Here is a 25,227-nt window from a genome sequence, read left to right as displayed (position 1 = left end):
GGACGCCCGCGGTTTCCCGCCCAACACTCGCCTTTCGCTCTGTGTGATGATGCGTTCGATCAGCGGCCGATAGTGGCAAACCTGAGCTTGCCAAAGTTCGACGAACGGAGTGGTCGCCACCGCCAACCCGCGCCGCTGCCTGCTGCAGATAGGCCAGTGTGGCGCGGATGATCCCGATCAGCTCACGGTAGAGTTCGACGCGGTTGGGTCGACCACGTGTGAACTGGATCTTGCGGGCACGCTTCTTGGCCGCGCGGCAATGATCGCGCCATGCCAAACCTGCGCTGCCGATCAAGGTATGAGCGTCCTTCAACAGGCGCGCCATGACCCGGACTGCGTCCCGCAGCAGGCTGCTGTCGCTCGGTTCGTGCGTGAGTGCTGAAGTCACGGTGCTGTCCAGCCGCACGACAGCGCCGTCTTCCGGCTTTGCCCGCCGGGCATTGGTCATCAGCACGCGATTGATCGCTTCCCAGGTTTCGGACCGGATCGCGCTGATCGTCTTTTGCAGCACCGACTTCTGCGGGCTCCATGACCGCGGCAGGCAGGCAAAGGCTCGAACGACGCGGAGTCCTTGAGATGGAACGCCAGCTCCTGGCAGCTCAGCTGGCGGTACTGCTTGAGCAACGCGCAACGCAAGACGGCTTGGCGGGCAGACCTTGCCGTCCGGGTGGCCTTGACGTCGTCTCGACCCAGGTCTCGGGCCACCAATCCGAGCAGATCACGATGTTTATCCAGCCATTACGACATCGCTTTCAGCTCGTGGCCGATCTCGTGTGTCGCGAAAAGATCGAATATGCTGGCTTACCATGGCCCAGACCTCAACGGCCGGAGCGATCTCTGCTTCTCGAGGCAGCCATCAGGTCGTCTCGGGCGTGACTGAAGTCGCGGTTTATGGCCTGTCCGACTAGACCACCCCGCCGCAGCTGTTCATAGGAGATTTGCGTACCTGTCGCACGGACTTCAGCCTCAAGACCTGCTATGTGGCCGTCCAGATTCGCATTCCGTTCCTCTGCTGCATGCTGCGGCGGAGGCATGTGCGGCAAGATATCTTGCATGCCGGGAACTGCGTGAGCTTGGGCCTCTTGATTTGCGTCGAACTGGTGATACGCCGCCAATTCCGGCGGCTCGACAGGAGGCCGGGGCAGCGAGTCCAGTTGGTTGGCGGCCACCAGAACTGATTCCACTGCGTCTTGGTGCGTGCACAAGGAAGGATCCATTCCGTAGGCTTCCTGAATCATCCGTGAGGCGATTTCCCTTTGTTGGTCTTCAGGAATACGGGACAATGCGTTGCGTACACTTTCGGCGAACTCGGGTGAGATCACCTGTACTTCTGCATATTTCTCCCACGATACGGGTGCGTTTTGCTTCCGGCGCAAATCGTTGGCAGTTTGTTCATTTGTGTCCGGGTGCACGAACGGAATCAACCCCTCAACACGGTTTTTCAGGAATTCGGCGGTGCTTTTGTCCATCGACCAATGACCTTCCCTGGCCGGCACTCCGCTCCATGCGCTGTCTTTCAACCGAACAGCGGGACCGTTGGCCCAGGCATCCATGACCACGGTCGACCTCGGGTCGCGGCTTCCGCGCCGCAGTTCGTTCCAAATGTGGCCCGTCTTAACTGGGATCTCATCACCTTCGTCGGTTATCTCCTTCATTGACACGGAAGCACTAGAGGTAATACTCCGCTCGTCGGCCGCCATGTGTGGGGCGTGGACGATAGCGGAAAGGGGAGCGGTCTGATTGCAGCACGCGGCTCCCATGACTACGGCCACGGCAACCTTAATGTTGTGGTCTGCTCCCATCATTGCAACCGACGATCCGATGCCGTTGTGGCCTTGAGAGGGAATGTCGTCCACCTTAACGTTTCCCCGGCCATGCTTGAGCAGCAGGCGAACGTCGTGAACTGTTTGCCCCGCTGTCGCGAGTCTTGTCGGGCTGGTGACCTCGTCACCGACGACACATGCTCCCATATGGTAGGCGGCCTGCTGGATCTGATGTGGCTCCAGCGGAGCATCTCCGCCCCGTCGCAACCTGTCGGCAGGCGTTCCGAGGGAGACTCTCAGCGCTGATATGCTGCCCTCAATGCCCGACGCCGTTGATTCTCGCGGCGACTCTTCCGTGTCTGTGGCATGTCGAGTCGATCCGGAGGATTTGGAGATGCAAATTCCCATAGCTGTTCACCTGTAGTGGAGTTTCTGATCGCGAGACTCTCGCGGTTGAGGTACTCGCCTTCGATTGCTGAGGTCTTCAAGGCCTCTTCGCTGATAAGATCGATGCATATCTGGTCGGGGTCGTTAGAATCGACGTGCGGAAAGACACCCAGGAACTCACCCGATCGCAGCAGGAATTCGCTTTCCAGCGGTTCCAATCGGGGCGATTTCTTAATCGGCGAGCCGGTCGCTCCAACTGTCCACGGCCTCCACAAGCGTGCCCGCCCTCCCACACACCAAGCACTATGTCGGCATCATGCGCGGGACCGGTGCGCCGAGAAATTCGACTCCGAACGCGGAACGCGCATTTCCGTCAGGTAACTTGAGCCATGATTTCAGATTGGATCGCCCTGGCGGTGTATAGCGAAGCGTCTAAGGACAGATTCCCAAATGCAAGTTGGCAAAGTAGATAATTAGCACCGGCCTCTTCGAGCTGATCAAGAAGAGCTTGTCGCGCGGAAGATGCCGTCCCCACCACGCACAACTCGCTCTCGATTGCTGCATCCAAGCTCAGCGGCAGATTTGGGGGCGTCTGGAGCGCATTAAGGTCGTAGAGGAACCTGAAGCTCTTGAGCCATCGTTCGTAAGCGGGTGCCGCGAGCGCATGTGCATCCGTTTCCGATCGCGCGATCACGACCATTCGGAGCATCCCAAGAAATGGATGTCGCTCGTCCGCCTCGGCACTGCGCTCCAGGCAGGCTCGGAATGCATCCGTAATTCTGCGAACCGAAGAGGCCGGCCCCAAGCACGCGATGTTGGCGCCACTGACAGCGGCCCAGGTGGCGGACTCCGGTCTATTATTGGCGATCCATGTCGGTGGATGGGGGCGCTGATGCGATCTCAGCGTCAAAGGGACGTCATTCAACTCAAAATGGCGGCCACGATAGGACAGCGTGTCGCCCTTCATCGCCTTGATGAGGATTTCGCTGGCTTCCGCATAGTGACCTGGCGCCGCCTCCGCAGCAATCCCGAAGTAACCCAGTTCGACCGGGAGAGAGCCGCGCCCTATACCCAGTTCGACCCTGCCACCACTCAATTGATCGAGCATGCAGATCTCCTCGAAGGCACGCAGCGGATGATAAAGGGCAAGGAGCATTACCATCGGGCCGACGCGAAGGTGCCGGGTGCGTTGGACGACGCTGGATAAGAACAGATTCGGCGATGGCCCCATCCCGTGCGGAGTGCAGTGGTGCTCTGCCAGATGATATGCGTAGAAGCCAAGCTCGTCGCACGCCTCTGCCAAACTCAGGCGATCGGCGTATTGCCGCGCAATCTCGCAGCCGTCCTCGTCGAGATGGTCGAATATGCCGAAGGTTAGGCCGCCGGGGAAGGCATTCTTCACGAATTTTCTCCAACTCTTAGCAACAGTTCGTGGCTCGCTATGGTGCAAGCAAGTTCAAATTAATGGTGCGCTGAAATCGCCGGGGAACTACCGACTGGCTAAGGCAGAAGCAGCGGCCGCCGAGGGCCGGCACAACGGGATCGTTTCCTTCGCCGTTGCAGCTATCTCTGTGGCGACCTCGAGAAATTCATCCATCTCGGCTTTTGTACCGATGCTGACGCGGATGTAATTTTCCAGCCCTGCATCCTCAAAGAAGGCAACGAGTATCTTTTGCCTTTCCAAGGCTGCTTGCCACCATGAGCCTTCCTGCCCCGCTGGCACACGCGCTAGCAGGAAATTTGCGTGAGAAGGTATTACGGAAAATCCGAGTTTCGACAGGGCCACCGTCACTCGCTGTCTTTCATGCTTGATGTGCTTATGGTTCTCGGCGTAGGCGCCACGGTGCCCAAGCACGCTGATGCCAACAGCCTGGCCGATCACGTTCATGTTGAAGACGTTCTGGAGCTCCCGCAGCCTGCCAATGACTTCAGGGTGGCCAAGTCCGAAACCGACGCGAATGCCGGCGGTGGCATAGCTTTTCGAGAATGTTCTCAAGATCAGGAGGTTTGGATAACGATTGAGGAGATGCAGACCATTGTCCGGTGCAAAATCGACATACGCCTCATCCAACACAATCAGGCGGTCTGATTGTGATACCAGGCGTTCGACATCGGCCACAGGAACGAACGTTCCGGTGGGATTGTTTGGGTTAGCCAGCAGAATGAACTTGGCATCTTTTGCCGGTCCCAAAAGCAAGTCGTCGACGGGCAAGGAATGATCCGCGCCCCATCCGATTTCGGTGAATTGGGCACCCTGCAAACGGGCAAGTTTGCGGTTGAACGAAAACCCCGGCGACAACATCGCCATTCTGTCTCCTGGAACCAGGAAAGCTCTGTAGATAAGCCCGAGCAGTTCAGACGATCCGTTTCCGGCGATCACCTGATCCTTCGAGACGCCGTAGGCTTCCGACGCTGCTTGCCTCAAGCTGGCGTTGTCGTCTTCTGGATATAGATATTGCTGTCCGAGAGCAGCCATCGCACTTTGCATTATGGCTTCCGGCAACGGAAACGGGTTCTCGTTCGTGTTTAGCTTGACGCAACAAGGATCCGACGCCGGTTTGTCGCACAGCAGAACATCCAACTGTCTCGCGACTTGCGAAAGGGAAGAAAGCACAGCTTGAAGTTTTGCATCAGACATTAATTTTTCTCCGTTTCTGGTTCCGTGTGTCGGGCACGAGTTGGGATTGAGACATGGGCTGGACCACCGAAAGCGTCGCCGTCGGACCGCTCGTGGGGACTACCGTGGGGGCAGCGCGGCCTGTGGGATCGGATCGGAATTGGACGAGCACCGCATCACTCGTCTCAAGGCGCCAAGGCACGAATGCTTTATTGTCCCAGATGCTCGGCTCGGTGATTTGTTCAAAGACGCTTGATCTCGATGCCGTATTTCCTCAACACGTAGCCAATCTGGCGCGGCGTCAGTCCGAGCAGGCGTGCCGCCTTTGCCTGAACCCAGCCACATCTCTCCATCGCCTGGATGACACGTTCGGCATCGGCCATTCTTGCGGAGTGGACGACCCCAGCTGCGTTCAGCGGCGGCTGCCCTAGGGTGTCTGATGGGGCTGCGACGGCGGCAGAGCTAACCCCAGCAGCCGGCGGTGCCGCCCGATCCAGTGGCAGCGCCCCGATGGGCGAAGGTTGCAGCGCGACTTTGCCAAGTTTGCAATTATGCAGCGCCTCGGCGAAGCATTTGCCCTGGCAGCATGCAAAGTCCTCTTTCCCGATTGATGGCCCCGCCGCCAGAACCGCGGTCCGATACACGCAATTTTCCAGTTCGCGAATGTTGCCGGGAAAGTCGCAGTTTATCAGCACTTCGATTGCGCTCGGATCGAACGTCAGCATAAGGCCATTCTCATGGTTGAAATTCTTGAGAAACTCAGCGGCAAGGAGCGGAATATCGCTGCGCCTTTCGCGTAGCGCCGGCACCAGCAACGGAACAACACTGATGCGGTAGTAGAGGTCGGCACGGAACTCGTTTCTGGCAACTGCCTCTTCCAGGTTCTTGTTCGTGGCGGCGATGATGCGGACGTCGACTTTAATGGTCTGGTTGCCCCCAACGCGCTCAAACTCCTGCTCCTGCAGCACGCGCAACAGCTTTGCCTGGAACGAGGCCGAAATCTCGCCGATCTCGTCCAGGAACAATGTCCCCTTGTCGGCGAGCTCAAAGCGCCCCTTGCGCGAGTTGAACGCGCTCGTGAATGCACCCTTCTCATGGCCGAACAATTCGGATTCCAGCACAGTCTCGGGCAGCGCCGCGCAATTGAGCTTGATGAAGGGCCGCTTGGCGCGCGGGGACAATTCGTGGATAGCCTTGGCGACCAGCTCCTTGCCGGTACCGGACTCGCCTCGCAACAGAACCGCAATCTTGGCCTTGGCTACGAGCGCGACCTTCTCAAGCAAACCGCGCAAGGCCAAACTGTTGCCAATCATCCCCTCCACGTGAGTGTTACGCTGCGGGGCCAGGCGCTTCTGCTTTGGCAGGGAGTCCTGCCTTGCCATCGGTTGCTCGCGGTCGCCCTCCAAAGAGCGATGCGACTTCACCGTCTGCCCTACCAAGTTGGCGATTAGCGGGAGCAGACAAAGGCCGTAATCGAGCCAAACTCTGGAACTATGCCGCGGTGCGTGGTCGATGGTCAGCGTGCCCACGACATTTGCATCGACGCGAATGGGAACGCCGATGAAGGATACTGGTATGTCGTCGCAACCCCCGAGCACGTCCCTGTCGGCGGCGGTGAAAGCCGAATGAACCGCGATGTTCTCGGTGGCCAGCGGCTTGTCCGTTGCCAAAACCTGGTCGATTGCATTCCGCGGCAGGTAGGTCCGGCAGCGCTCACTGCAGCTCTCGGCCCGGTCGGCGCCTGCGATGATTTCCAGTTCGCCGTCAGCGTCGACAAGTGAGATGATGCCGTGCCGCATCTGAAGAAACGATCGCAGCAGATCTACGACCTTGGCCAGCCTGACATCGAGCGCGGAGGAGGCGGTGAGTGCTTTCGAAATTTCGTGGATGCCGGCAAGCGCGCTCGCGCGCGACGGCAGAATGGTGGGTTCCCAGTCGTCCCTTTTGGAGTCTTGGAGTGATATGCAGCTTGACGAAGTCTCCTCAGCACTGTCTTCAGCTCGGCGACCATTGTTCTGATCTGACATGTCATCCTCGATCTTGGGCCGCGACAGCAACGCCGCGCCACCTGGATCTGCGATGTCCCCCGGCGCAGACGCATCAGATGGCATCAGGACCCAAGCCACCGATGGCCGGCAGCAACAAGAATGTCTTCGCCACACGAGCCGCCAAATAATTGGCGAACTTGCTCGCGCCTGGGAGCCGCTTGCCGGAACGCTTGAGACGTTGATGCGGGTAGTCGTGATGTGTCGGCGGCAGTGCGCCAAATTTCCGCAGGTGACATACTGCCTTGCATAGGATCAAGATTGGGTCATGGTTCTGGGCGTCCGTCAGGCCCTGACCAGGGGCAAGCACGAAAGAGGCCGGAGGCAAGGCTTGATGCATGGCTTGGCTATCCTTACTGAACGGAGGCGCGGCTCAGGCTCCGGAGCGCAACCACACGTTGCCCTACAGAGCGGGAATGAGGATGGCTAGTCAACCGAGCTTTTCTTGCATTTATGAAAGGAAAGCAGGAGGACATGATAGAAATCCATCAACTGAGACTTGCCGACAGATGGACGTCGAACAGCAAAGCTACCTCGGCTTTCAATGCCCGGCGCGCGAAGCCTGCTGATGTCGAAGCTTGCGGGACGCTGTCGGCATTGAGACGGCTTGGGCACACAGTACGGCTAGAAGTGTCGTCGAGCGGCAAAGGTGTTGGCGCTATGAAGCATCTTGTGACTCGCATCGATGCGCGCCAGGTCCGGCGAACTATTCGGTCGTATAAACGACCCGTCGGGTGGTCGTGGCTGCAGCGGAAGAGCAGTTAGAAACCGGTCGTGTAGGGAGTCCTCCACTGCCGCGCCCGGCCGGGTCGCAAGTGCGACCAAGATGCGAACGGGCACGGCGGATCCCGGGATACCGACTTGTGGCTGCCAAGCTTACAGCCAGGGGTGCAAAGCTGGGCGCAAGGGCGGGATTTCGCCCGAGATGACGGCAAAAGTGCGAAAACCCGCACAACCCGCCCTTACTGAGGCTGCCTCACCGAGCGGAGGAATGCGCGTATTTGGGCGCGCCTCAACTTGGCACAAGACTTGCGGCGACATGCCAGCAGCGCGTGACCGGAGCGCGGCGATGGGAGAAGCGCGGGAAGGGAGGAGGCCCAGCCCGATTCGGTCAGGGAGAGAAAAGCTGTTGGTTTCACCAATCCGAAGCGCGGGTCCAACGCCCCGCAAGGCCTTCTACGCGCAGCTCTATGTTCAGGTGCTTACCGCCATCGCGCTGGGTGTCGCAGTTGGGTATGTCTACCCGGCCGTCGGCGAGAGCCTAAAGCCGCTCGGCGATGCCTTCATCAAGCTCGTCAAGATGATCATCGCGCCGGTGATCTTTCTAACCGTGACGACCGGCATTGCCGGCATGAATGACCTCAAGAAGGTCGGCCGGGTCGCCGGCAAGGCAATGATCTATTTCCTCACCTTCTCGAGTCTCGCATTGATTGTCGGTCTCATTGTCGCAAACGTCGTTCAGCCAGGTGCCGGAATGAACATCGATCCGGCCTTGCTCGATGCCCAGGCCGCGAAGGGCTATGCCGCCAAGGTCCATGACCAGTCGGTGACCGGCTTCCTGATGAACATTATTCCATCAACGATCGTTAGTGCCTTCGCGGACGGCGACATCCTGCAGGTCCTGTTCTTCTCGGTTCTGTTCGGAGTCGCTCTCGCGATGGTCGGCGAGAAGGGCAAGCCTGTGCTTTCGTTGCTTCAGGCACTTCTCGCGCCGGTGTTCAAGCTGGTCGGCATCCTGATGCGGGCTGCGCCTGTCGGCGCTTTCGGCGCCATGGCCTTCACCATCGGCAAATTTGGCATCGGTTCGGTGGCCAACCTCGCCGTGCTGGTCGCGACGTTCTATTTCACCGCCTTCCTCTTCGTCTTCGGGGTTCTTGGCGCGGTCTGCCGATATAACGGCTTCTCGATTTTCTCTCTCGTGCGCTACATAAAGGAAGAGCTGCTGCTGGTCCTGGCAACGTCCTCCTCGGAGGCCGCGCTGCCCTCGCTGATGGAGAAGATGGAGAAGGCCGGCGCCAAGCGTTCCGTCGTGGGTCTCGTCATCCCCACTGGATATTCCTTCAATCTGGACGGCACCAATATCTACATGACGCTCGCCGCCCTCTTCCTGGCCCAGGCGACGAACACGCACTTGTCGGTTTATGACCAGATGCTGCTATTGCTCGTCGCGATGCTTTCCTCGAAGGGTGCCGCAGGTATAACAGGCGCCGGCTTCATCACCTTGGCCGCTACGCTTTCCGTAATACCAAGCGTTCCCGTTGCTGGGATGGCTCTGATCCTGGGCGTGGACCGCTTCATGTCCGAATGCCGAGCGCTGACGAACGTGGTCGGCAACGCGGTGGCCTCGCTGGTTGTCGCACGCTGGGAAGGCGAACTGGACGAAACGCGCATGAAATCCGCCTTCAGGGGTTGGCCGAGAGATTAAGCGCCCTCGCCCGGCAAGATAGCTGCAGCGCGACCAGCCAACTCGCCGGGCTCATCAGCACCAACAATCGGCTCGCTGGTCTACACAGCGCTTCGCGGGGCCACAGATCAGAAGCACCAAACGCGGTGAGGACAAGAAGCATGGACGCCCTGAGAAAACGGACCGTAGACCGAGAAGCGCCCAGGTGCGCATGGAGCGCTGTTCACTGTATGGGCCGTCGATCGGGGAGGATGCCGAAATCTTCAGGTTGCCGCCGCAATTCATCGCCGGGATGCACCTGATGACGGAGAGCCAGCCGATCAAAATTGGAGCAACGGCAAAGCGCCCTACAATTGCCGACCTCGCCCGCGAAGCCGGGGTGAGCGTGGCAACGGTCGATCGGGTCCTGAACGCTCGCCTTCCGGTGCGGGAGGAGACCGTGCGGCGCGTTCACCACGCGGCCCACGCGATCGGCTATCATAATGCGGGACTTATCAAACAGCGCATGCGACAGGACCTGCCGCGCTACCGGCTGGGCTTCATCTTGAGAAAACCGGCCCAGCATTTCTATCGGGAGTTCGCGCGAGAGGTCGAGGCGTCTGTCAGTTCGGCCCACTGCTTCCACGGCATTCCGCTCATCGAATTCGCGCCGTCACATTTGCCGGGGGATCTGACGGCACTGCTTAAGGATCTGGGTAGCCGATGCCACGCCATCGCCATGGTGGCGCCAGACCACCCGAAGATCACGGCAGCAGTCGAGGAGCTCAAGGCGAAAGGCATCCCGGTCTTTTCGCTGCTTTCTGACTTCGCCGCAGGCGTGCGCGAGGGTTACATAGGTCTCAACAATCGCAGCGTGGGTCGGACGGCAGCCTGGATGTTCTCCAAGGTCGCTAAACGGTCCGGCAAGGTGGCCGTGTTCGTCGGCAGCCACCGTTTCCAGGGTCATGAGCTGCGGGAAAGCGGATTTCGCTCCTATTTCCGTGAGAATGAGCCGGCATTCGAGGTGCTGGATACGCTCGTCAATCTTGAGAAGCGACAGATCACTTACGAGGCGCTGCTGGATCTTGTGCACCGGGAACCTGAGCTCGTCGGCTTCTACATGGCCGGCGGTGGCATGGAGGGGGCTATCGCCGCGCTCCGGGAAGAGGGCAAAGGCCAGGATCTCGTCGCGATCGTGAATGAGATCACGCCGGAGTCGCGGGCGGCCCTCGCGGACGACATCATTACGATGGCGGTGGCGACGCCGCTGCGCCGACTTTGCCAGGAGCTGATGTTGCTGATGGATCGCGCCATCAAGACCAGCACCGCGGACGCCCCGGGGCAGACATTTCTCCCGTTTGACATCTACCTGCCGGAAAACATCTGAAATGATGCGAACTATCGCCCTGGCCGACATTCCTTTCATAAACGCCGCAGTCCACTGCGCTGGGGACGGTGTGCGTATTTCAAATGAAGTGTACGCTCTGCTCATTCAGATCGAGGGCAAAGCCGTGCTGGGGGATCTCTTCAACTCAATAAGTTAGATGAAGCTGAGCGTGCAGCTCTTACAAAGGAGCTCCGTCAATTGTGGACGCTGCATTCGGATGCATTCCGCCGCTCGCGTCCGTCAAGGCGCCGATCGTTTGCTGGACGAAGCATAACGGGTCCACCAAAATGGCTCTTTCGCTTTATGCGGTGTCCCGAACAGGAGCGGCGCGTTGAAGCCTGTCATGCACGCAGCTGCCGGACGACGCTCCTGCGAGCTCGACACGGCTCATGTCCTCCACTCTCCCCGCGCCCCAATTCCGACAGCTGTCCGTTTCTCGGCGCAACCGATGGCGGTTCTCTGTTTTTAATCAGCAGGCTAGCGTCGGTGGCAGCGGCCTTCGGAGGTATGCCGTCCTGCACTGCCAACGCAGATTGGATCACAGCTCTTGAGCAGCTCCTTTCAGTTCCGATGTCAGCCCTCGTCGCTCTGCCCTTGAAAACACGGGAGATAGCTTTTGCATGCTGCGGGAATCCACCACCTCCTCGTCCGACATGGCATTGCCTACTTGCTCCCAGGTGCTCATAGGAACCGCTCTGTTCCGGAGTGTGCGTCGCCAGCAGGGCTTGCTCGGGCGGTCGGATGCATATAGCTCGGCTACAGAAGAGGCGGCCAGACCTTCATTCGTCGTCTTACTGCATAATTCGTGTTCAACAAGGAACGACCTATGAGGCGGCAGCCCCGAGCTTTCACGGTGGAGATCAAACAGAAGCGCAGCTCTCAAAAGCGGAGTGGTTCGATCTGGAGCGATGTCGATCTTACCGCAGCAATGGCCGAGACAACAAGGGAACTCGAGGAGATGGAGTTGCCAAATGGTCGCCCTGTTGACTCAAGTGTTGTTGCAATTGATGCTGAACACATTAACAAACCGCGAGCGGAGTATCACATGGCAAATTCCCTGGACGCAGAACCAATAGCAACCGCTATGCAACCGGCAGCCAAAGTAGAGAGGCCTCAGAAGAAGAATGCCCAACGGTCGCCGAAAGCGAAGGCCGAGCCCAGGCAGCCTGCTCGGAAGAATGTGCCCAATGCGGCGTCTCAGGCGGAGGAAGCAGCGGCTGTTCGGACCGGACGTAAGATCTACTCTGAAAAGGAGCGCGCCCAGATGCTCGCCCTGATCCAGAAGTCTATCAGTGGTGGCGCCACTCACAAGGGCGCCGTAAAGCAGGCCGGGATCTCGGAACAGACCTACTATCAATGGAAGAAAGCTGCGTTGCCTACATCGGTTGGTGACGATCTGAAGGACCTGGTCGCTCTTGAGGAAGAAAACAACCGACTGAAGAGCCTGCTCGCGGAACGCCTGCGCAAGGAAAACGCGGAACTGAAGAGGAAGCTGGGGTTGCAATAACCCTGAAATTCTTGTCCGACCTCCGAGAGCTCATAGCCTTAGACCGGCACTCGCGCCAGTAGCCCGTTTCGGATGAGATCAATGCTGGCGGCAAATGCGCCTGCAGAGTCATTCAACGCATGGACTTCCTCGACGAGCTCAAGAGAAAAGGGACCCGTATAGCCGCCATCAAGTAGCGCCCCAATCTGGCTGCAATTGTCAGAACCTCCCAGGATGCGATCCGGGTGAACCCAGAAGGTTGGATCGTTTATGCCTGAAAGGTGCACGAGACCGGTCAGATCGCAGAAGAAAGACGTCTCGCCGGCGAGCGTGTGGTGGAATGTATCGTGCACAAGCCGAAAGACGGACTGGCCATCGACCCAGGCAATAGCGTTAGCCGCTTCGTTCTTTGACCGAAGCGAGGAGGTCTGGAAGCCAAGCGGTTCGATGAGTCCGATCAGACCCCGCGACTGAAGTATCGGCTTGAGCGCCTTCAAGGCGGCGCGCAGATTGCCATTGCGGCCGCCATTGGCGGACCACGAACCGTCGTTGACCGGCACCAGCATGAGCGCCTGAGCGCCACAAGCGGCCGCATAATCGGCGAGCTTGCTGGCCTCGGCCCTGCGGGCGGGAGTCCATTCGTTGAACCGCTGTAGGGCGTTGACTGAGATAATGGTGACGCCCGCTTCGGCAGCGGCAGACCGGACATCCGCCGGCGGCTTGCCGCGCACAACAGCCTTGCTGCAGGGACTATTCCGGATTTGCACGTCGGTCAGACCGAGATCGCGGGCAAGCGCGAAGAACGTCCTGACGTCAAGTCCGGGCGCCGCCATGTAGTCGAGTGCAAACCGAAGTGGCGCCTGGCGCACGGAGTGGCTTTCCTTCATGAAGGCGGCCGCCATTCTCGGCTGACTGGCCTCTGCCGTTTGGCCGAAATGATCGGCATAGGGAGGCGAGCCAATCGAACTGACCCGCTCTTTATTCACGCGATCGTGATTCATTGTGAGCCGACTTTCACGCAACGGATACTGCCGCGCCTCTTGAGAACATTGATCTGCTGCGAAATGACGGAAGATCGCTCGAGGCTATCCAGTTGTTTCCGCAGAGTAGGCGCCCGGAAAGGATGCTGGACCGATCCGGAGCCAAACTGATGTGGCAGGCTGCTTTCTTCGTAGCGAGGTGCCCAGCGCGATCCTAGCGCGCCTCTCCGCCCCTCCCTCAGGCTCTGGATCCATCCAGGACGCGATGCCGTGCGGCCCTGAATGCCGCTGGCAACAAGGGCAACATGTCGGCCAGCGTGTTGAACGCAGTCGGCGTGACCGCCGGCGTGACTGCGGGCTATAGTATAGAGTCTCCGCGGACCGGGCGTGATGGCGAGCACGGAGGCCGCGGCGAGGTACAGGGCGAATGGGGTCAGTTCTGGCATCATTGGTTCATTTCGACAAAGTTTCTGGAAGCGGCGATCTCGCGGTCAGATGCCCGTTCGCTCGGCAGCTAGGCCCGCAGCCACGCCAGCGCGATCGGCAGCGTTCCGGTTCCGAGTCAGTTTGCGCTTGCTCTCCAGCCTTGTGATCGGCATGGGCAAGCCAACGATTCCGCGAGAGTTGCGCCTGTGCAAAATCCGGCGGGCGTCCGACACCGCCCAAGGCGAGGCGCGCTCGCCCTCGTGGTGGTCAGTCAGGCCATTCACGACGTCCAGCACTCTTCCCGAACGCTCGAAGAACTCGACCCGATCATAGGCGTGGACGGCGATGTAATTCCAAGTCGGGACGACCTTCCCGCTTCCTGCTTGGCCGCATACCATGCCGGCGTCACATAAGTGTCCGGCCCCATGAGATGGCCAAGCCGTCGCCCAGCGGCGGAACACGGCACCTGCGGATTAGCCTTCGCGAGGTGCCCGTAGATCACGCGTGCTCGCCCTCGCTCGCATCAAGCAAGAGGGCGGTGACGAGGCGAAGAGCATTGGGCCGTGGCAAAGACTAAGTTCGACAGCGGCGCTGCGCGGATGCTCGCTCGCAGGAAATCGATATCATCATCATCTCGGAAGGCCGGAGAGGTCTACATCGGGGGAACTCCGTGTGTGCGTTACAGATCAGATACTTGTAATCTGGCCCTCTGGAAACAGCCAGTTAGTTGCATTTGAAGCCGTCCAGTTGGTGAAGTGGCATGGCGGGCCGGATCATCGGGCTAATATTTGGCGATCCAACAGAGAGGCCCTCCACGGCTTCTGCGCCCCGACATGTCTGACTCAACCGTCAGTGGCTCCGCCGTCGCCGGCGTAGTGCTACCGATCGAGTTTCCGGCGATAAGGATAGAATCAGGGGCAGCCTCTCTGGCGCCCCCTGATGGGTGCTGTTGAAGACATCTACGCCGGAGATGGCGCACCTCACGGCGCACGATGCCGTGATGCCATGCTGTCGGCCGGCCGGCTTGGCCGACTGCGCTACAGATGGAAGCTCGGGCGCCGTTGCGCGGCTGGCTGTTCCCGGCGCAGCACGCGATTACCCGACCCTGCACATCCATCGGGTCGTCGCCGAGACTGCAACTGCGCCAACACCGTCAAGGGGTCCGGCCGGCACACGCTGCATCAAAGCTTCGCCAGGCCTTGAGGCCGGCGCCGACGTCGGAATTACCGAGGTCCTTCTGGGGGGAAGCAAGCTCGACACACACGGCCTCTACGCAAGCCCGACCTGTAGATGTGCTGCAGGCCAGTCCGCGCGAGAACTTGGCCTTTTCAAGGAGGCGGAAAGCTCGCCCGTGCGGCCACTCGATTGAGATCGCCGATATGCTCCGTGCTGCCCGGCCTGCCTATCAGGTCGCGCATGGCATGCAGGCCAGTTCAGCCTCGGCAGCTCAAGGTCATGGGGCGATCGAGCACTGGCGCACGCAGCCGCGGCCCGAGGGCGGATCGGGTACAACTGCCGTGGTTGCCCCCCGATAAGGCAAGCGGAATGAATCATCATCCGCATCCCCTCCTCGGCGGAGCCACGAGTCTGCCCAAGGATGGCAGATGTCTCGAGACCGCTTCGATCCGAGTTCCATCCGGCTTTCGCCACGAGATGTTATGACGGCTTGGAGTGCCAGGACTGGCGTCTGACGTCGAGATTGATCAACCCGAGCAATCTTTACCATGGCGCAGGGTCGAATCATGAATGCGGTGCACCTTCCGCTGACCTGCTGAGTACGAAATGGCCAGAGGCGTCACCTCCCATCGCAGCCCCAGGAGACCCAGCCGCAAAGGAACTAACACTGGTTGCAAGCGAACCGATCACACCGGGGCGGGCACGTTCCTCAGCCGACCCGCCTGTCGAGACTGGCGGCGAAAGGCTTTAGCGGCGCGATTTCCTGCTTGTAGACCTTACACCCTGGTGCCAGCTCTCTCAGAGCGCTCACCAGCATGTCAGCCGCCTGCTCGAGCGCCTCTTCCGGCATCGCCGCCAACCTTTCCAAGATAAACCACATCCGGCCGCCCACCGTCTCCAACCGGGTGCGCGTGCCCTGCCGCCAATTCCAGCGGCGACATGTAGCTCCCAGATCGTCGCGCCAGATGACCTCCCCCTTGGAAGGGCTTTCGACGACCGCTTCCCCCTTCAAAACAGTGTGGAAAGACTCCGTTCCTAGGGCAATCGTCAGCCGCGGTTTGCCGACATATGCATCAAAATTTTCGCCGCCAATCGGTATTGCAAAATGCAGGCTCACGGCATTGTAGAGGTCAACGATAGGATTTATTGACGGGATTCGGCCATCCTTCTCCACCCGTTTTTTCAACGCGTGCGCCGAGCACGGCGTCCGGTTTGGTTTCGCGCCTAACCGAACGTATGCCTGCGCCCAATTGGCCAAGTGCGCTTCTCCCCAGGCGGGTCCCCCCGCTCGGGCGAAATCGCAAGCCTCTCCCAACACGTCCCGAGCCATGACGCCTCGCACTGTCCTGTGCATCAACAAGAATGCTGATTGCGCGAAAGTCAGGTGCGATCTCTGCTATTTCTTCGTCGATCAGCGCAAAACCCAACAACGCTTTCTCCTTTAAGCCAGTCGCGAGGGCGCCTTTGCTTCGACCGGAATTGAGAGCTCCACAAGAATTCCCTTCCCCGTTCCCAGGGGCATACTCCTGTCCTGGACCCGGACTGGCCGACAGTGCCAGTCCTGGCAAGTCTTGCTGATCCAGTCTGCGATCAATGCCGGCGCGACTCTGAGGTCACGAGCCAGGCCCGCTCGCTGTCAGGGCGGCCATTGAGCGTCTTGCCGAATCTTCGGCAAAGCTTCTGACCCGTTGGACAACGCCAGCAAGGAGGCGAACACCATTCTCGATCTGCCGAATGGTCAGGGCGGAATAGCCCATCACCAATCCAATCCGATCAGCGCGGCCTTCATCTCGGATGTACAGCGATGAAATCGGATGGATGCCAACCCCGACCCGCCGCGCCTCTTCAACCATGACCTCCTCCAGCGACCGAGAAAGATCCTTGAACCAGACGACGACATGCAGCCCTGCATCGGCCCCCTCGATGGCAATGCTGTCTGCGAACGCACGTCGAAGGACAGCAAGCAGAGCCTCTCGCCGCCCCCCGTTAAGACGGCGGACGCGGCGCACGTGGCTTTCATAACCACCGCTCTCAATAAGTGAGGCCAGGGCCTCCTGTTCCGCAACCGGAGAATGCCTGTCGAGAAGCTGCTTGGCCATCGCAAAGACGTCTTGCAACTCGGCCGGAACCACCAGGTAGCCGATGCGCAGCATCGGCGACAGTGTCTTGGAGATCGTGCCAACATAGATTACGGAACTGCGGTCTTCCAGCTTATGCAGCGGGGGCACCGGTCGAATGTCGTACCGGTACTCGCCATCGTAATCGTCCTCGATAATATAGGCGTCATTGCGCCGAGCCCATTCGAGGAGCTGATACCGCCGCGAAATCGACAAGACGCCGCCGAGCGGGAATTGGTGCGACGGGGTGACGTAGGCTAGCCGCGCTGGGATCTCCTGCAGCAGCTCGGTCTTCATGCCCTCGCTATCGACGGCGACAGCGACGGGCGTGGCTCCTGTGCTGGCAAAGACTTGGCGCGCCATGCTATAGCAGGGATCCTCGATCACGAAGCTGTCGGAAGGATCGAGCAGCAGGCGCGCGCACATGTCGAGGCACTGCTGTGATCCGCTTACGACGAGGATCTGCTCGACCTGGCAGCTAAGCGTTCGGGCACGCCACAAATATCCCTGCAGCGCCTGGCGCAAGCGATGCGAGCCGCGTGGATCGTGATAGGCTAGCCTTCCGGGACTTTGTGACATTGCCGCGTTCATCGCACGCTTCCACGTCAGCGCCGGGAAATCAGATGGGGCGAGGTCGCCATAACGGAAATCGAACTTGAAGCGGTTGGGGAGGTAATCGCGCCGTGGTGGACTGGCGCGCAGTCGCTCCCCGTAACGGGAAAGATGGATCGGGCCAGTCCGTTTGCGCACCGCGCTGGTCTCTTTACTCCGCACGAGCGAAGATGCAACGCGAGGTCTTGCGCCTTGAATGACCTCGATGAAACCTTCGGCGACCAGCTGGTCATATGCCACGGTGACCGTGGTCCGCGACACACCGAGTTCATTTGCTAGGCCGCGGGACGACGGCAGCTGGCTGCCCGTTTCATAGATTCCACCCAGGATCTGCTCGCGAAGAGCTTCGCAGATCTGGCGCGCGCCCAGACCTTGCGAGCGAGCTGTCGACGCGGAAGGAGAAGGCTGGACCATTTCTTTCATCGCCAACTGGACGTTCCACCTGGGTTAGTGTGAAGGCATTGTCGCCGAAATCAAGAGGGCTAAAGCCGATGACCAGCGCCGAAGATCAGCTTGAAGCCGAGACAACATCAACGCCGTCTCGGAACGACGTCGGTCTCGCATTCGCCACCCGGGCCATCCATCATGGCTTCGATCCGGCGGGCTTTTCCAATTCCGTTCAGACGCCGGTGTTTCTTACATCGACCTATTGGATTTGAAAGCGTGGCGGCAAACGAAGCCGCCGCAGCGCTTGGGGGAAGGCTCTACGCACGCGAATACAACCCGACCACCGAAATCCTCGAAAAGCGGCTCGCCAATCTCGAAGGAGCCGAAGCTGGGCTGGTACTCGCCTCGGGGATGGCCGCCTTCGGTACGCTGATCCTTTCGCTGCTTCGCAAGGTGACGAACTCATTGTCCACAAGACACTCTATTCGAATACGCTCGCCATGGTGGAACAGGGGCTGCCGCAGTTTGGCATCAAGGTCGTTGCCGTCGATCTGTCTAATCCCAGCAATCTCAATGGCGCCATCACTGACAGGACCCGGCTCGTGTTCTTCGAGACGCCAATCAACCCGCTGGGCCGTATCCTCGACATCGCCGCCATTGCCGAACACGCCCATTCTCGCGGCGTGAAGGTCGCCGTCGACAGCACCTTCGCCTCGCCCGCCCTCCAGCGTCCGCTGGAACTTGGAGCCGACATCGTGATCCATTCGCTGACCAAGTACATCAATGGCCATGGCGATGCTCTGGGCGGGGTGATACTTGGCGACGTAAAAACACTGCACCTGCTGCGCGAAACTGGCCTGCGCTATCTCACCGGGGCAGCGTTCTCGCCCATGTCGGCGTTCCTGATCTTGCGCGGGTTGAAGACACTCACGTTGCGTATGGAGCGTCACAGTGCCTCTGGGCTTGCGGTCGCCCGGGCGCTGGAGGCGCACCCGACTGTGGCTTGGGTTAGCTATCCGTTTCTCGGCTCTCATCCCGAACATGAGATCGCGCGCAGATAGATGTCGAAAGGCTCGGCAATGTTGGCACTCGGCCTCCAGACGGGGTTCGAAGGCGCGCGCCGTATGATGGACCGGCTCAAGCTCATCATCAGGGCGGTCAGTCTCGGCGACGCTGACAGTCTCATCTATCATCCAGCAAGCCTGACCCGCTCGCGCGAGTCAATTCGCAAGGACGCGCATTTGCCTGACGGAGTCGGCGACGATCTCATGCGTCTGTCGGTAGGGCTCGAAGACGCCGCCGATTTGATCGCGGATCTAGAGCAGGCGCTGGACTGGGTCTGATGCCCAACGCTTCACCAATGTAACAACGGGAGCTTCAACATGGGATTCCTGAGCGGCCTTTCGGCCTTCCCAATAACGCCAAGCGACAGCGACGGCGGCGTCGATGTCCTGGCGCTTCGAAAGCTGATAGCGCGGCTTTGCGCAGCAAAGGTGGATTCCATCGGCCTGCTCGGCAGCACCGGCACCTATATGTATCTGTCGCGCGAGGAACGCCGCCGGGCGCTTTGCGAGGCGCTGGACGAGACGGGTGGACGAGTCCCGCTCGTGATCGGCGTGGGCGCTTTGCGCACCGATGAAGCGGTAAAATGTGCAAGTGATGCGAAGGCCCTCGGCGCAGCCGCGGGGTTGCTCGCGGCTGTTTCCTACACCCCGCTCACTGAGGACGAAGTTTTCGAGCATTTTTCGACGGTGGCGCGCGACAGCGGCCTGCCGATCGTGATCTACGACAATCCCGCACACACGCATTTTCGCTTCACGCCAGCGCTCATCGAGCGTCTGGGACAGCTGCCTGAGATCCTCGCTATTAAGAACTCGGCCGACCGGGGCGATGCCATCGAAGGCCAACTTGCGCACCAGAAAAAAATTGTGCCGAAAGGATTCTCGATCGGCTACAGCGGCGACTGGAACGCCACCGAGGCCCTGATCGCCGGAGCCGATACATGGTACAGCGTCCTCGGTGGCATCTTGCCCGACCCGTGCCTGAGGATGGTCAGAGCCGCTCAGCACGGCGACCATGCTGAAGCACACCGGATCGACGCCACCCTGGCCCCGGTGTGGGAGCTTTTTAAGACGTTCTCGAGCCTTCGCGTCGTATACGCAATCGCCGAGCTCCTCGAAATTTGTTCCGCCGAGCCCCCACGGCCGATCAAGCCACTTTCCGCTGCCGCGAAGTGCCAGCTCGCCGGCGTCCTGGACCGTCTAGGATCAGGTGTCGGATCGTAAGCCGCGCGACTTCATATCGCCGGGAGAAAATGTACGCACCGATCTTTCGATGGGCCTATAGTAGCCGAGATCTTCTCCATCATCTGGTCGGGAACAATGCGCTGCGTGTTGATCACCGATGGATCGACACGTCTCGACGCCAATCTTAGCGTTCGATTGGCAGAACGTCGTATCGGCGAGGGAGGAAGGCTGCGTTCCGGGCCTGCCCCCCTACATTTCTCCGACTTCCACACGAAGCATCAAAGCCTTGATGCGCCAACAGCATTCAATCGCTGCGCAGGATCTTTGCTTCAAGCGCGGCTGCCACAAAAGCCCTTCGAGCAGCTGGTGGATAGGCCTCACCACGCAATACCTGCAGACAAGCGTCCATCGCTACCTTCCGTTTCTCGGTCCGACGATGAAGGTCACGGATCAGGATAGCGGCCGCCTGGTTGACATCGAATACGATACGCTCAGAACTGTGGCGGCCAACCTGAACAACGACCGCCCTCTCAAATCTTTGCAAGCCGGTCATCTCTCCGCCCCCCAAGGCGATCATCCGTCAATTGAGCCCAGCTCGTCTTTACCGAGCCGACCCGGTACCACTGATCTGTGAGCCGAGACAATGCCCTTTCTACCGACCCCGCGCTAGCCCGACACGCGCTTAGCTGCAGGCGGGATATTCCTTTGGGCGCTGCCCTCGCCGTCGAAAAAACTTTCGACTAGAGATTAAAAAGTGGCTTGATCGAGGAAGGCTCTCTTCTAAGCGACCACCTTCGTGCTCAGCGCGCGCACGCTCGGTGCCGAGGGAGCGCGGCACCTCCCGTGGCGCCGGTGACGTGTGACCGTGCACATCCTTGCCCAGCGGCTTGCGGTGGACAGCCCTTCTCACTGTGCCGCACAGTGCTGCCTCGCAATTGCATGTCAGCCATCTTGTTCTCGATCACGCGGCAAATCTTATCATTCACCGCGCGGATGCTCACATCCAAACAATCTAGTTTACCGCCCCCCCATCATCGCGCATAGCGCGACGTCAAAACCCGCGGTCACTCTCACTTTGACTAGGATCTACTATGCGCATTTGCGGTATCAAGCTGACGCACGACGGGGGAATCGCTGTCGTGGAAGACGGCAGATTAGCCTTTTGCATCGAGCAGGAAAAGCTCGACAATAACCCGCGATACCAGCATATCGAGCGGCTTGAGACGGTCGCCGCCGTTTTGGCGGAAAACGGGCTTGCTCCGAGCGATATCGACCGGTTCGTTATTGACGGATGGGACGGTGAAATCCAGTCGGAATTTCAAGTTCTGAGTAACGGCTCCCCTATCACTCTCAATGGCGCGCCTTATGTGGAGCGGGACGCCGAAAATCCCCTGACAGCCTATCAAGGTTCCGGTCTCATGCTCGACAATGGGGCATTTTCTTATGAAAGCTACCCGCATGTTCTTGGGCACGTTGCTTCCGCATACTGCACCAGCTCATTCGCCAAACTAGAGGAACCAGCATTTTGTCTGGTTTGGGACGGCTGCATCTTTCCGCGGCTTTACTACGTCGAGCCAAGTGGAGTCCGATTTGTTGGGTGCCTGTTTCCGATGATAGGCCATGCGTATGCCGCTGCGGGCCAACATTTTGGTCCTTACATGCGAGAACTGCGGACTGGCTGGGATCTCGGTATCGCCGGCAAGTTGATGGCCTATATCGCGCTCGGAGTGGTCCATGAACACATCGTGAAGGTGTTTCAGGAGCTTTACGACGACCATTTCGCCGGGGATACGGACCTTGCCGTTGGTTACAGGGAAAACAGCCACAGCGAAGACGCGTTACACACGGCTGTGCACAACTTCTTCGATGCAAGCGCGTCGCGGTTAGTCCCCGAAACGCCCGAGGACATACTTGCTTCGTTCCATGCCTTCGTGGAGCGTCTTCTCGTCCGGGGGATGACCAGCGCGCTGCGTACGTACTCGGTTCCCAATACCCGAAACCTGTGCATAGCCGGCGGATGCGGGCTGAACATCAAATGGAACAGCGCCCTCCGGGCGAGCGGTTTGTTCGACGAAGTCTGGGTGCCTCCGTTTCCAAACGACAGCGGATCGGCGATCGGTGCCGCTTGCTGCGCGCTGGCCGCCGACAAAGGTTTCGTGCATCTCGACTGGTCAGTCTACAGCGGGCCAAATGTGAGCCACGGCAAGGTTCCACCTGGTTGGCAATCCGCTGCTTGCAGCCTGAAAGAACTTGCCGGTGTGCTCGCCGACAACAAGCCTGTTGTGTTCCTTGCAGGCCGCGCAGAGCTTGGTCCACGTGCTTTGGGAGGCAGAAGCATCCTGGCGGCCGCAACTTCGCCGGAAATGAAGGACCATCTCAACAAAATCAAAGTTCGAGAGCACTTTCGGCCGGTAGCGCCAATATGCTTGGAGGATCGTGCACCTGACATGTTTGACCCTGGCACGCAGGATCCTTACATGCTGTTCGATCACCGAACCCGTTCGGAGTGGAAAGAGAAAATCCCGGCGGTCGTCCATCTCGACGGGACTGCGCGACTACAGACAGTTTCGAGAACGTCTGAACACCCAATTGCAGAACTTCTGATAGAATATGAGAAGCTCACGGGCATTTCGCTGCTCTGCAACACGAGTGCAAATCTTAATGGACGTGGTTTTTTTCCGGATGCGGCTGCCGCCTGTGAGTGGGGATGCGTAGACCACGTTTGGTGCGATGGGTTGCTGTTGACCAAGACAGGTGCAAGTCAATTCGAGAGCTGAGCGTCAGGCTGTAACGAACCTGAGGTACCGCGGCAATCGCCGGCAGCATCGCTGAGGGAGCCGGATGGTGCGGGTGTGTGGGTCCTTGAAGCTGCCTTGATCTGAAGAACGAATCTGACCGATGGCCGACAGAGCGCAGAGACTGTGCAGTTAAGCTGGCAAGCATGCTTTTGCTTAGCCATGTGCTGGAGGATTCAAGGACCTGCACGGCCATTTTGCTCGGCCGAACTAATCCGCCACGGCGCCGGGCATGTAGCCGACCACGTTGACCCCGACAGCTTCGTCAGTGGTCAGGAAGTCAGAGTAGCGGTTCCACATCCTCAAGCATGCTCCTTGCAGGGTCCACGTGCGAGATCGATTGCAGCAACCCGATGCCGAAGAGCACAATTGTGAGCACGGTCCGGTGCGAAACCCAGCACAGACCGTCAATGGCCGGGCACTCCGGATGGATGGCCTCGGCCCCCACTTTCTGGTCCCCAGGTAGCCGTCCTTCGGCTGAGATCGGCCAGCACCAAGTCGCGCTGTGAATGGGTTGAGTAGACTTGCTCCGCGACCCGCGCGGCGGCATCGGCGTTGTGGAAGGCGGCACACTTTTGAAGACCGCTTTACCGATATGATAGCCCGAGCTCGGTCGGCCGGATCCGCTCGAAGCGGATCCGTATCGACGAAGGCTATTTTCGAAGGCCCTCGGGATCCTTCGGGTGCGGTTCGACGACTCGGACCTCAGCGATGGTTCGGAAGAGCATCTGAGGCCGACGCCGGGAAAAAGGAAGGTGCGTTGTTTCCCACGACGAGGCAAACGTCGAAGAGTTTGGCACCTCCCGACGCTGCTTGAGGAGAAGCGGACCGCACGGGTCGTTGAAACCTCGACACATCGGGGAGCGGAGTCGCCCTGCCGGCAAGTCCGAGGCGAGTACAGGCAAGGGCGGCGTACGACCGCGGTCGATAGGAACGCACGCTTGTGGGTTTGGCAGGGGCGGCTATAGGGGACCCACCGCGCCTTCCATCAGAAAGGCTCCCAGCGCACTCAGCAATGCCTTGGCGGTTTCCTTGTCGAGTTGCAGTTCGACCTCATCATCGTCATCCGTGATCAGCAGCAAGGTGCCTCTCAGCGGGTTGTGCGACGTGACCAGCACATCATCATCCTGGAACTCGACTTTGCGGGCCATAATTTCCGACCTCCGTTGCTCCTGCCGGAATGTCGCACTAGCCGCAGTAAAGAAAGTATTGAGAGATCCTGCTCCATAGCCTGCTGGCAATCGATCGAGCGATGCGAGTAGTCAAATTGACGTTTTTGGCGGAGTGATCATCTTGCCCCGGCAAATAGTGGTCACTGTGCGCTCGATGCCCGAAGCAGAACGGATGCGGCTCTTGCCTTTGGCTTGGCAAAGCCGAACGGCGCACGCATCCCACATCCGGCATACTCGCAAATATGGTTTTCCACCCGTGCCCGGTCGCGCGGCATTGCCGTCATGCCTTTCGCGAGCCTCATCGGTTCGTCGCTGATGCGGGTTGATCAGCCCTACCAAAGCGGGAAGACATTGGGCTGCTTGGTAATTTAGACCGCCTGACGCACGCCAGTGCAGCACGCGGCGCACCGCGCGGCTGATGCGATTGCATCTTCAGCATCGCCGGAAAATCAGCACCACACTGTCATGCAAGATCATCGAATTGCGTGCCGTTGATCCGGAGCGCCCGCGGCTTCACATGCGGGATGCCTCCTGCAACATTATCTGCCGCATCCAGATGCTTGCCGGATTACTGTTGTGAAGGGTGGGCCATTGGACGGCCTCGGTGAACGTGGGTAGTGGCCGCGGAAGTTCGACGATCCGCAGAGGGAAGGTCTTTTTGAAATGCTCAACCAGCCGGAATGGCATGGTCGCTATGCGGGCTGTGCCTGAGACCATGGGCGGGATCATGCTAAAAGCCGGCACGATGATCTCGACATGCCTCTTGAGACCATTTTCAAGCAAAAACCGTTCCTCGATGGATGGCATCTGCGCACGGCCAACCCTGTACGCAATGTGCTTCATCGACACGTACCTCTCGAATGTAAGCTGCTGTGGCAGTTGCTTGTTCGTCGGGCAGCCTACGCACACGAATGTCTCGTCGAACAGCGCCGCTCTAGGATGCGCGCTCGACATGAACAATTCCGGAAGAATCAGAAAATCGACGTCACCGCGCCGGAGAAGCTCATCGAGATCGTCGTCGAGCGGCAGCAATTCGAAGCTGACGGCGGGTGCTTCGCGTGCAACACGCTCCACGACCTTTTCAAAAAACACGAGTGTGGCGAAATCAGAAAGGGTGATCCTGAAACGGCGATCGGACTGAGCCGGATTAAACGGATCCCAAGAAATAATCGAACTCTGGATTTTCAAGAGTGCGCCGCGAACAGCGGGCGCGAGTGTTTCCGCACGTGGGGTTAGAACACGTTCGCG

Annotated in this window: 16 protein-coding genes and 5 pseudogenes; 7 read left to right on the top strand and 14 right to left on the bottom strand. The window is 59.4% G+C overall.

Annotation, left to right across the window (positions count from 1 at the left end):
* Nucleotides 1-12 precede the first annotated feature (12 nt).
* The 7 genes and pseudogenes from AC0L26_RS28675 to AC0L26_RS28645 all read right to left on the bottom strand — a co-directional run.
* Nucleotides 13-795: pseudogene (locus AC0L26_RS28675) on the bottom strand (ISNCY family transposase); the annotation flags it as partial.
* Nucleotides 796-818: 23 nt separating this feature from the next.
* Complete coding sequence (locus AC0L26_RS28670; protein WP_473635597.1) at nt 819-1,856, bottom strand: type III secretion protein; 1,038 nt, start codon at nt 1,854-1,856, stop codon at nt 819-821.
* A 347-nt stretch (nt 1,857-2,203) separates the two neighbouring features.
* A pseudogene (locus AC0L26_RS28665) lies at nt 2,204-2,425 on the bottom strand (DUF4172 domain-containing protein); the annotation flags it as partial.
* A 98-nt stretch (nt 2,426-2,523) separates the two neighbouring features.
* Nucleotides 2,524-3,552, bottom strand: a complete 1,029-nt coding sequence (locus AC0L26_RS28660; protein WP_473635596.1) for an LLM class flavin-dependent oxidoreductase — start codon at nt 3,550-3,552, stop codon at nt 2,524-2,526.
* 87 nt (nt 3,553-3,639) lie between these two features.
* A complete protein-coding gene (hisC, locus tag AC0L26_RS28655; RefSeq protein WP_473606658.1) occupies nt 3,640-4,788 on the bottom strand; it encodes a histidinol-phosphate transaminase in 1,149 nt (382 codons plus the stop codon).
* A gap of 221 nt (nt 4,789-5,009) precedes the next feature.
* Complete coding sequence (gene nifA, locus AC0L26_RS28650; RefSeq protein WP_473606659.1) at nt 5,010-6,794, bottom strand: nif-specific transcriptional activator NifA; 1,785 nt, start codon at nt 6,792-6,794, stop codon at nt 5,010-5,012.
* A 73-nt stretch (nt 6,795-6,867) separates the two neighbouring features.
* Nucleotides 6,868-7,152, bottom strand: coding sequence for a hypothetical protein (locus AC0L26_RS28645; protein ID WP_473635595.1), 285 nt, complete (start codon nt 7,150-7,152; stop codon nt 6,868-6,870).
* 789 nt (nt 7,153-7,941) lie between these two features.
* Between AC0L26_RS28645 and AC0L26_RS28640 the strand changes: the two genes are divergently transcribed.
* From AC0L26_RS28640 to AC0L26_RS28630, 3 genes are all read left to right on the top strand, one after another.
* A complete protein-coding gene (locus AC0L26_RS28640) occupies nt 7,942-9,237 on the top strand; it encodes a dicarboxylate/amino acid:cation symporter (RefSeq protein ID WP_473635629.1) in 1,296 nt (431 codons plus the stop codon).
* Between the two features lie 280 nt (nt 9,238-9,517).
* Nucleotides 9,518-10,582, top strand: coding sequence for a LacI family DNA-binding transcriptional regulator (locus AC0L26_RS28635; protein ID WP_473635628.1), 1,065 nt, complete (start codon nt 9,518-9,520; stop codon nt 10,580-10,582).
* Between the two features lie 853 nt (nt 10,583-11,435).
* Nucleotides 11,436-12,089 carry a transposase gene (locus tag AC0L26_RS28630; RefSeq protein ID WP_473635594.1) on the top strand — a complete coding sequence of 218 codons (654 nt, stop codon included), beginning with the start codon at nt 11,436-11,438 and terminating at the stop codon, nt 12,087-12,089.
* 38 nt (nt 12,090-12,127) lie between these two features.
* Here AC0L26_RS28630 and AC0L26_RS28625 read toward each other — a convergent pair whose 3' ends face one another.
* The 4 genes and pseudogenes from AC0L26_RS28625 to pdxR form a co-directional block, all read right to left on the bottom strand.
* A complete protein-coding gene (locus AC0L26_RS28625; RefSeq protein ID WP_473635627.1) occupies nt 12,128-12,970 on the bottom strand; it encodes a TIM barrel protein in 843 nt (280 codons plus the stop codon).
* Nucleotides 12,971-13,539: 569 nt separating this feature from the next.
* A pseudogene (locus AC0L26_RS28620) lies at nt 13,540-13,940 on the bottom strand (FMN-binding negative transcriptional regulator).
* A gap of 1,419 nt (nt 13,941-15,359) precedes the next feature.
* Nucleotides 15,360-16,077 (bottom strand): annotated as a pseudogene (locus AC0L26_RS28615) (B3/B4 domain-containing protein).
* Nucleotides 16,078-16,263: 186 nt separating this feature from the next.
* On the bottom strand, nt 16,264-17,802 hold the full coding sequence (pdxR, locus tag AC0L26_RS28610; RefSeq protein WP_473635626.1) for a MocR-like pyridoxine biosynthesis transcription factor PdxR: 1,539 nt from the start codon (nt 17,800-17,802) through the stop codon (nt 16,264-16,266).
* A 68-nt stretch (nt 17,803-17,870) separates the two neighbouring features.
* On the opposite strand from pdxR, the gene AC0L26_RS28605 reads away from it, so the two are divergent.
* The 3 genes and pseudogenes from AC0L26_RS28605 (at nt 17,871) to AC0L26_RS28595 (ending at nt 20,051) form a co-directional block, all read left to right on the top strand.
* Nucleotides 17,871-18,038 (top strand): hypothetical protein, encoded by a 168-nt coding sequence (locus AC0L26_RS28605; RefSeq protein ID WP_473635634.1) that lies wholly within the window; start codon nt 17,871-17,873, stop codon nt 18,036-18,038.
* Nucleotides 17,965-19,109 (top strand): annotated as a pseudogene (locus AC0L26_RS28600) (trans-sulfuration enzyme family protein). The gene AC0L26_RS28605 and the pseudogene AC0L26_RS28600 overlap by 74 nt, the downstream one beginning before the upstream one ends.
* Before the next feature lie 39 nt (nt 19,110-19,148).
* Nucleotides 19,149-20,051: a dihydrodipicolinate synthase family protein gene (locus AC0L26_RS28595; RefSeq protein ID WP_473635593.1), complete on the top strand. Its 903-nt coding sequence runs from the start codon at nt 19,149-19,151 to the stop codon at nt 20,049-20,051.
* Nucleotides 20,052-20,316: 265 nt separating this feature from the next.
* Here the strand turns inward: AC0L26_RS28595 and AC0L26_RS28590 are convergent, their stop codons facing one another.
* Nucleotides 20,317-20,565 carry a DUF982 domain-containing protein gene (locus AC0L26_RS28590; protein WP_473602971.1) on the bottom strand — a complete coding sequence of 83 codons (249 nt, stop codon included), beginning with the start codon at nt 20,563-20,565 and terminating at the stop codon, nt 20,317-20,319.
* Between the two features lie 538 nt (nt 20,566-21,103).
* Here AC0L26_RS28590 and nodU point away from each other — a divergent pair.
* The gene (gene nodU / locus AC0L26_RS28585) at nt 21,104-22,789 is read left to right on the top strand and encodes a nodulation protein NodU (protein WP_473635592.1); all 1,686 of its coding nucleotides are present in this window, start codon (nt 21,104-21,106) and stop codon (nt 22,787-22,789) included.
* A gap of 980 nt (nt 22,790-23,769) precedes the next feature.
* Here nodU and AC0L26_RS28580 read toward each other — a convergent pair.
* Together AC0L26_RS28580 and AC0L26_RS28575 are read right to left on the bottom strand one after the other, a co-directional pair.
* On the bottom strand, nt 23,770-23,958 hold the full coding sequence (locus AC0L26_RS28580) for a hypothetical protein (RefSeq protein WP_473635591.1): 189 nt from the start codon (nt 23,956-23,958) through the stop codon (nt 23,770-23,772).
* A 534-nt stretch (nt 23,959-24,492) separates the two neighbouring features.
* Nucleotides 24,493-25,227 (bottom strand): LysR substrate-binding domain-containing protein (locus tag AC0L26_RS28575; RefSeq protein ID WP_473635589.1); only part of this gene is annotated, 735 nt, incomplete at its 5' end.

The organism is Mesorhizobium sp. WSM4823 (assembly GCF_055811195.1).
This window is presented reverse-complemented; position numbering and strand designations above follow the sequence as displayed.

What these genes read in the sequence shown, in the direction of transcription:
- hisC (WP_473606658.1), bottom strand. Translation starts at nt 4,788, where the DNA reads ATGTCTGATGCAAAACTTCAAGCTGTGCTTTCTTCCCTTTCGCAAGTC.
- pdxR (WP_473635626.1), bottom strand. Translation starts at nt 17,802, where the DNA reads ATGAAAGAAATGGTCCAGCCTTCTCCTTCCGCGTCGACAGCTCGCTCG.
- AC0L26_RS28580 (WP_473635591.1), bottom strand. Translation starts at nt 23,958, where the DNA reads ATGGCCCGCAAAGTCGAGTTCCAGGATGATGATGTGCTGGTCACGTCG.
- AC0L26_RS28590 (WP_473602971.1), bottom strand. Translation starts at nt 20,565, where the DNA reads ATGACCGGCTTGCAAAGATTTGAGAGGGCGGTCGTTGTTCAGGTTGGC.
- AC0L26_RS28595 (WP_473635593.1), top strand. Translation starts at nt 19,149, where the DNA reads ATGGGATTCCTGAGCGGCCTTTCGGCCTTCCCAATAACGCCAAGCGAC.
- AC0L26_RS28605 (WP_473635634.1), top strand. Translation starts at nt 17,871, where the DNA reads ATGACCAGCGCCGAAGATCAGCTTGAAGCCGAGACAACATCAACGCCG.
- nifA (WP_473606659.1), bottom strand. Translation starts at nt 6,794, where the DNA reads ATGTCAGATCAGAACAATGGTCGCCGAGCTGAAGACAGTGCTGAGGAG.
- AC0L26_RS28645 (WP_473635595.1), bottom strand. Translation starts at nt 7,152, where the DNA reads ATGCATCAAGCCTTGCCTCCGGCCTCTTTCGTGCTTGCCCCTGGTCAG.
- AC0L26_RS28635 (WP_473635628.1), top strand. Translation starts at nt 9,518, where the DNA reads ATGACGGAGAGCCAGCCGATCAAAATTGGAGCAACGGCAAAGCGCCCT.
- nodU (WP_473635592.1), top strand. Translation starts at nt 21,104, where the DNA reads ATGCGCATTTGCGGTATCAAGCTGACGCACGACGGGGGAATCGCTGTC.
- AC0L26_RS28625 (WP_473635627.1), bottom strand. Translation starts at nt 12,970, where the DNA reads ATGGCGGCCGCCTTCATGAAGGAAAGCCACTCCGTGCGCCAGGCGCCA.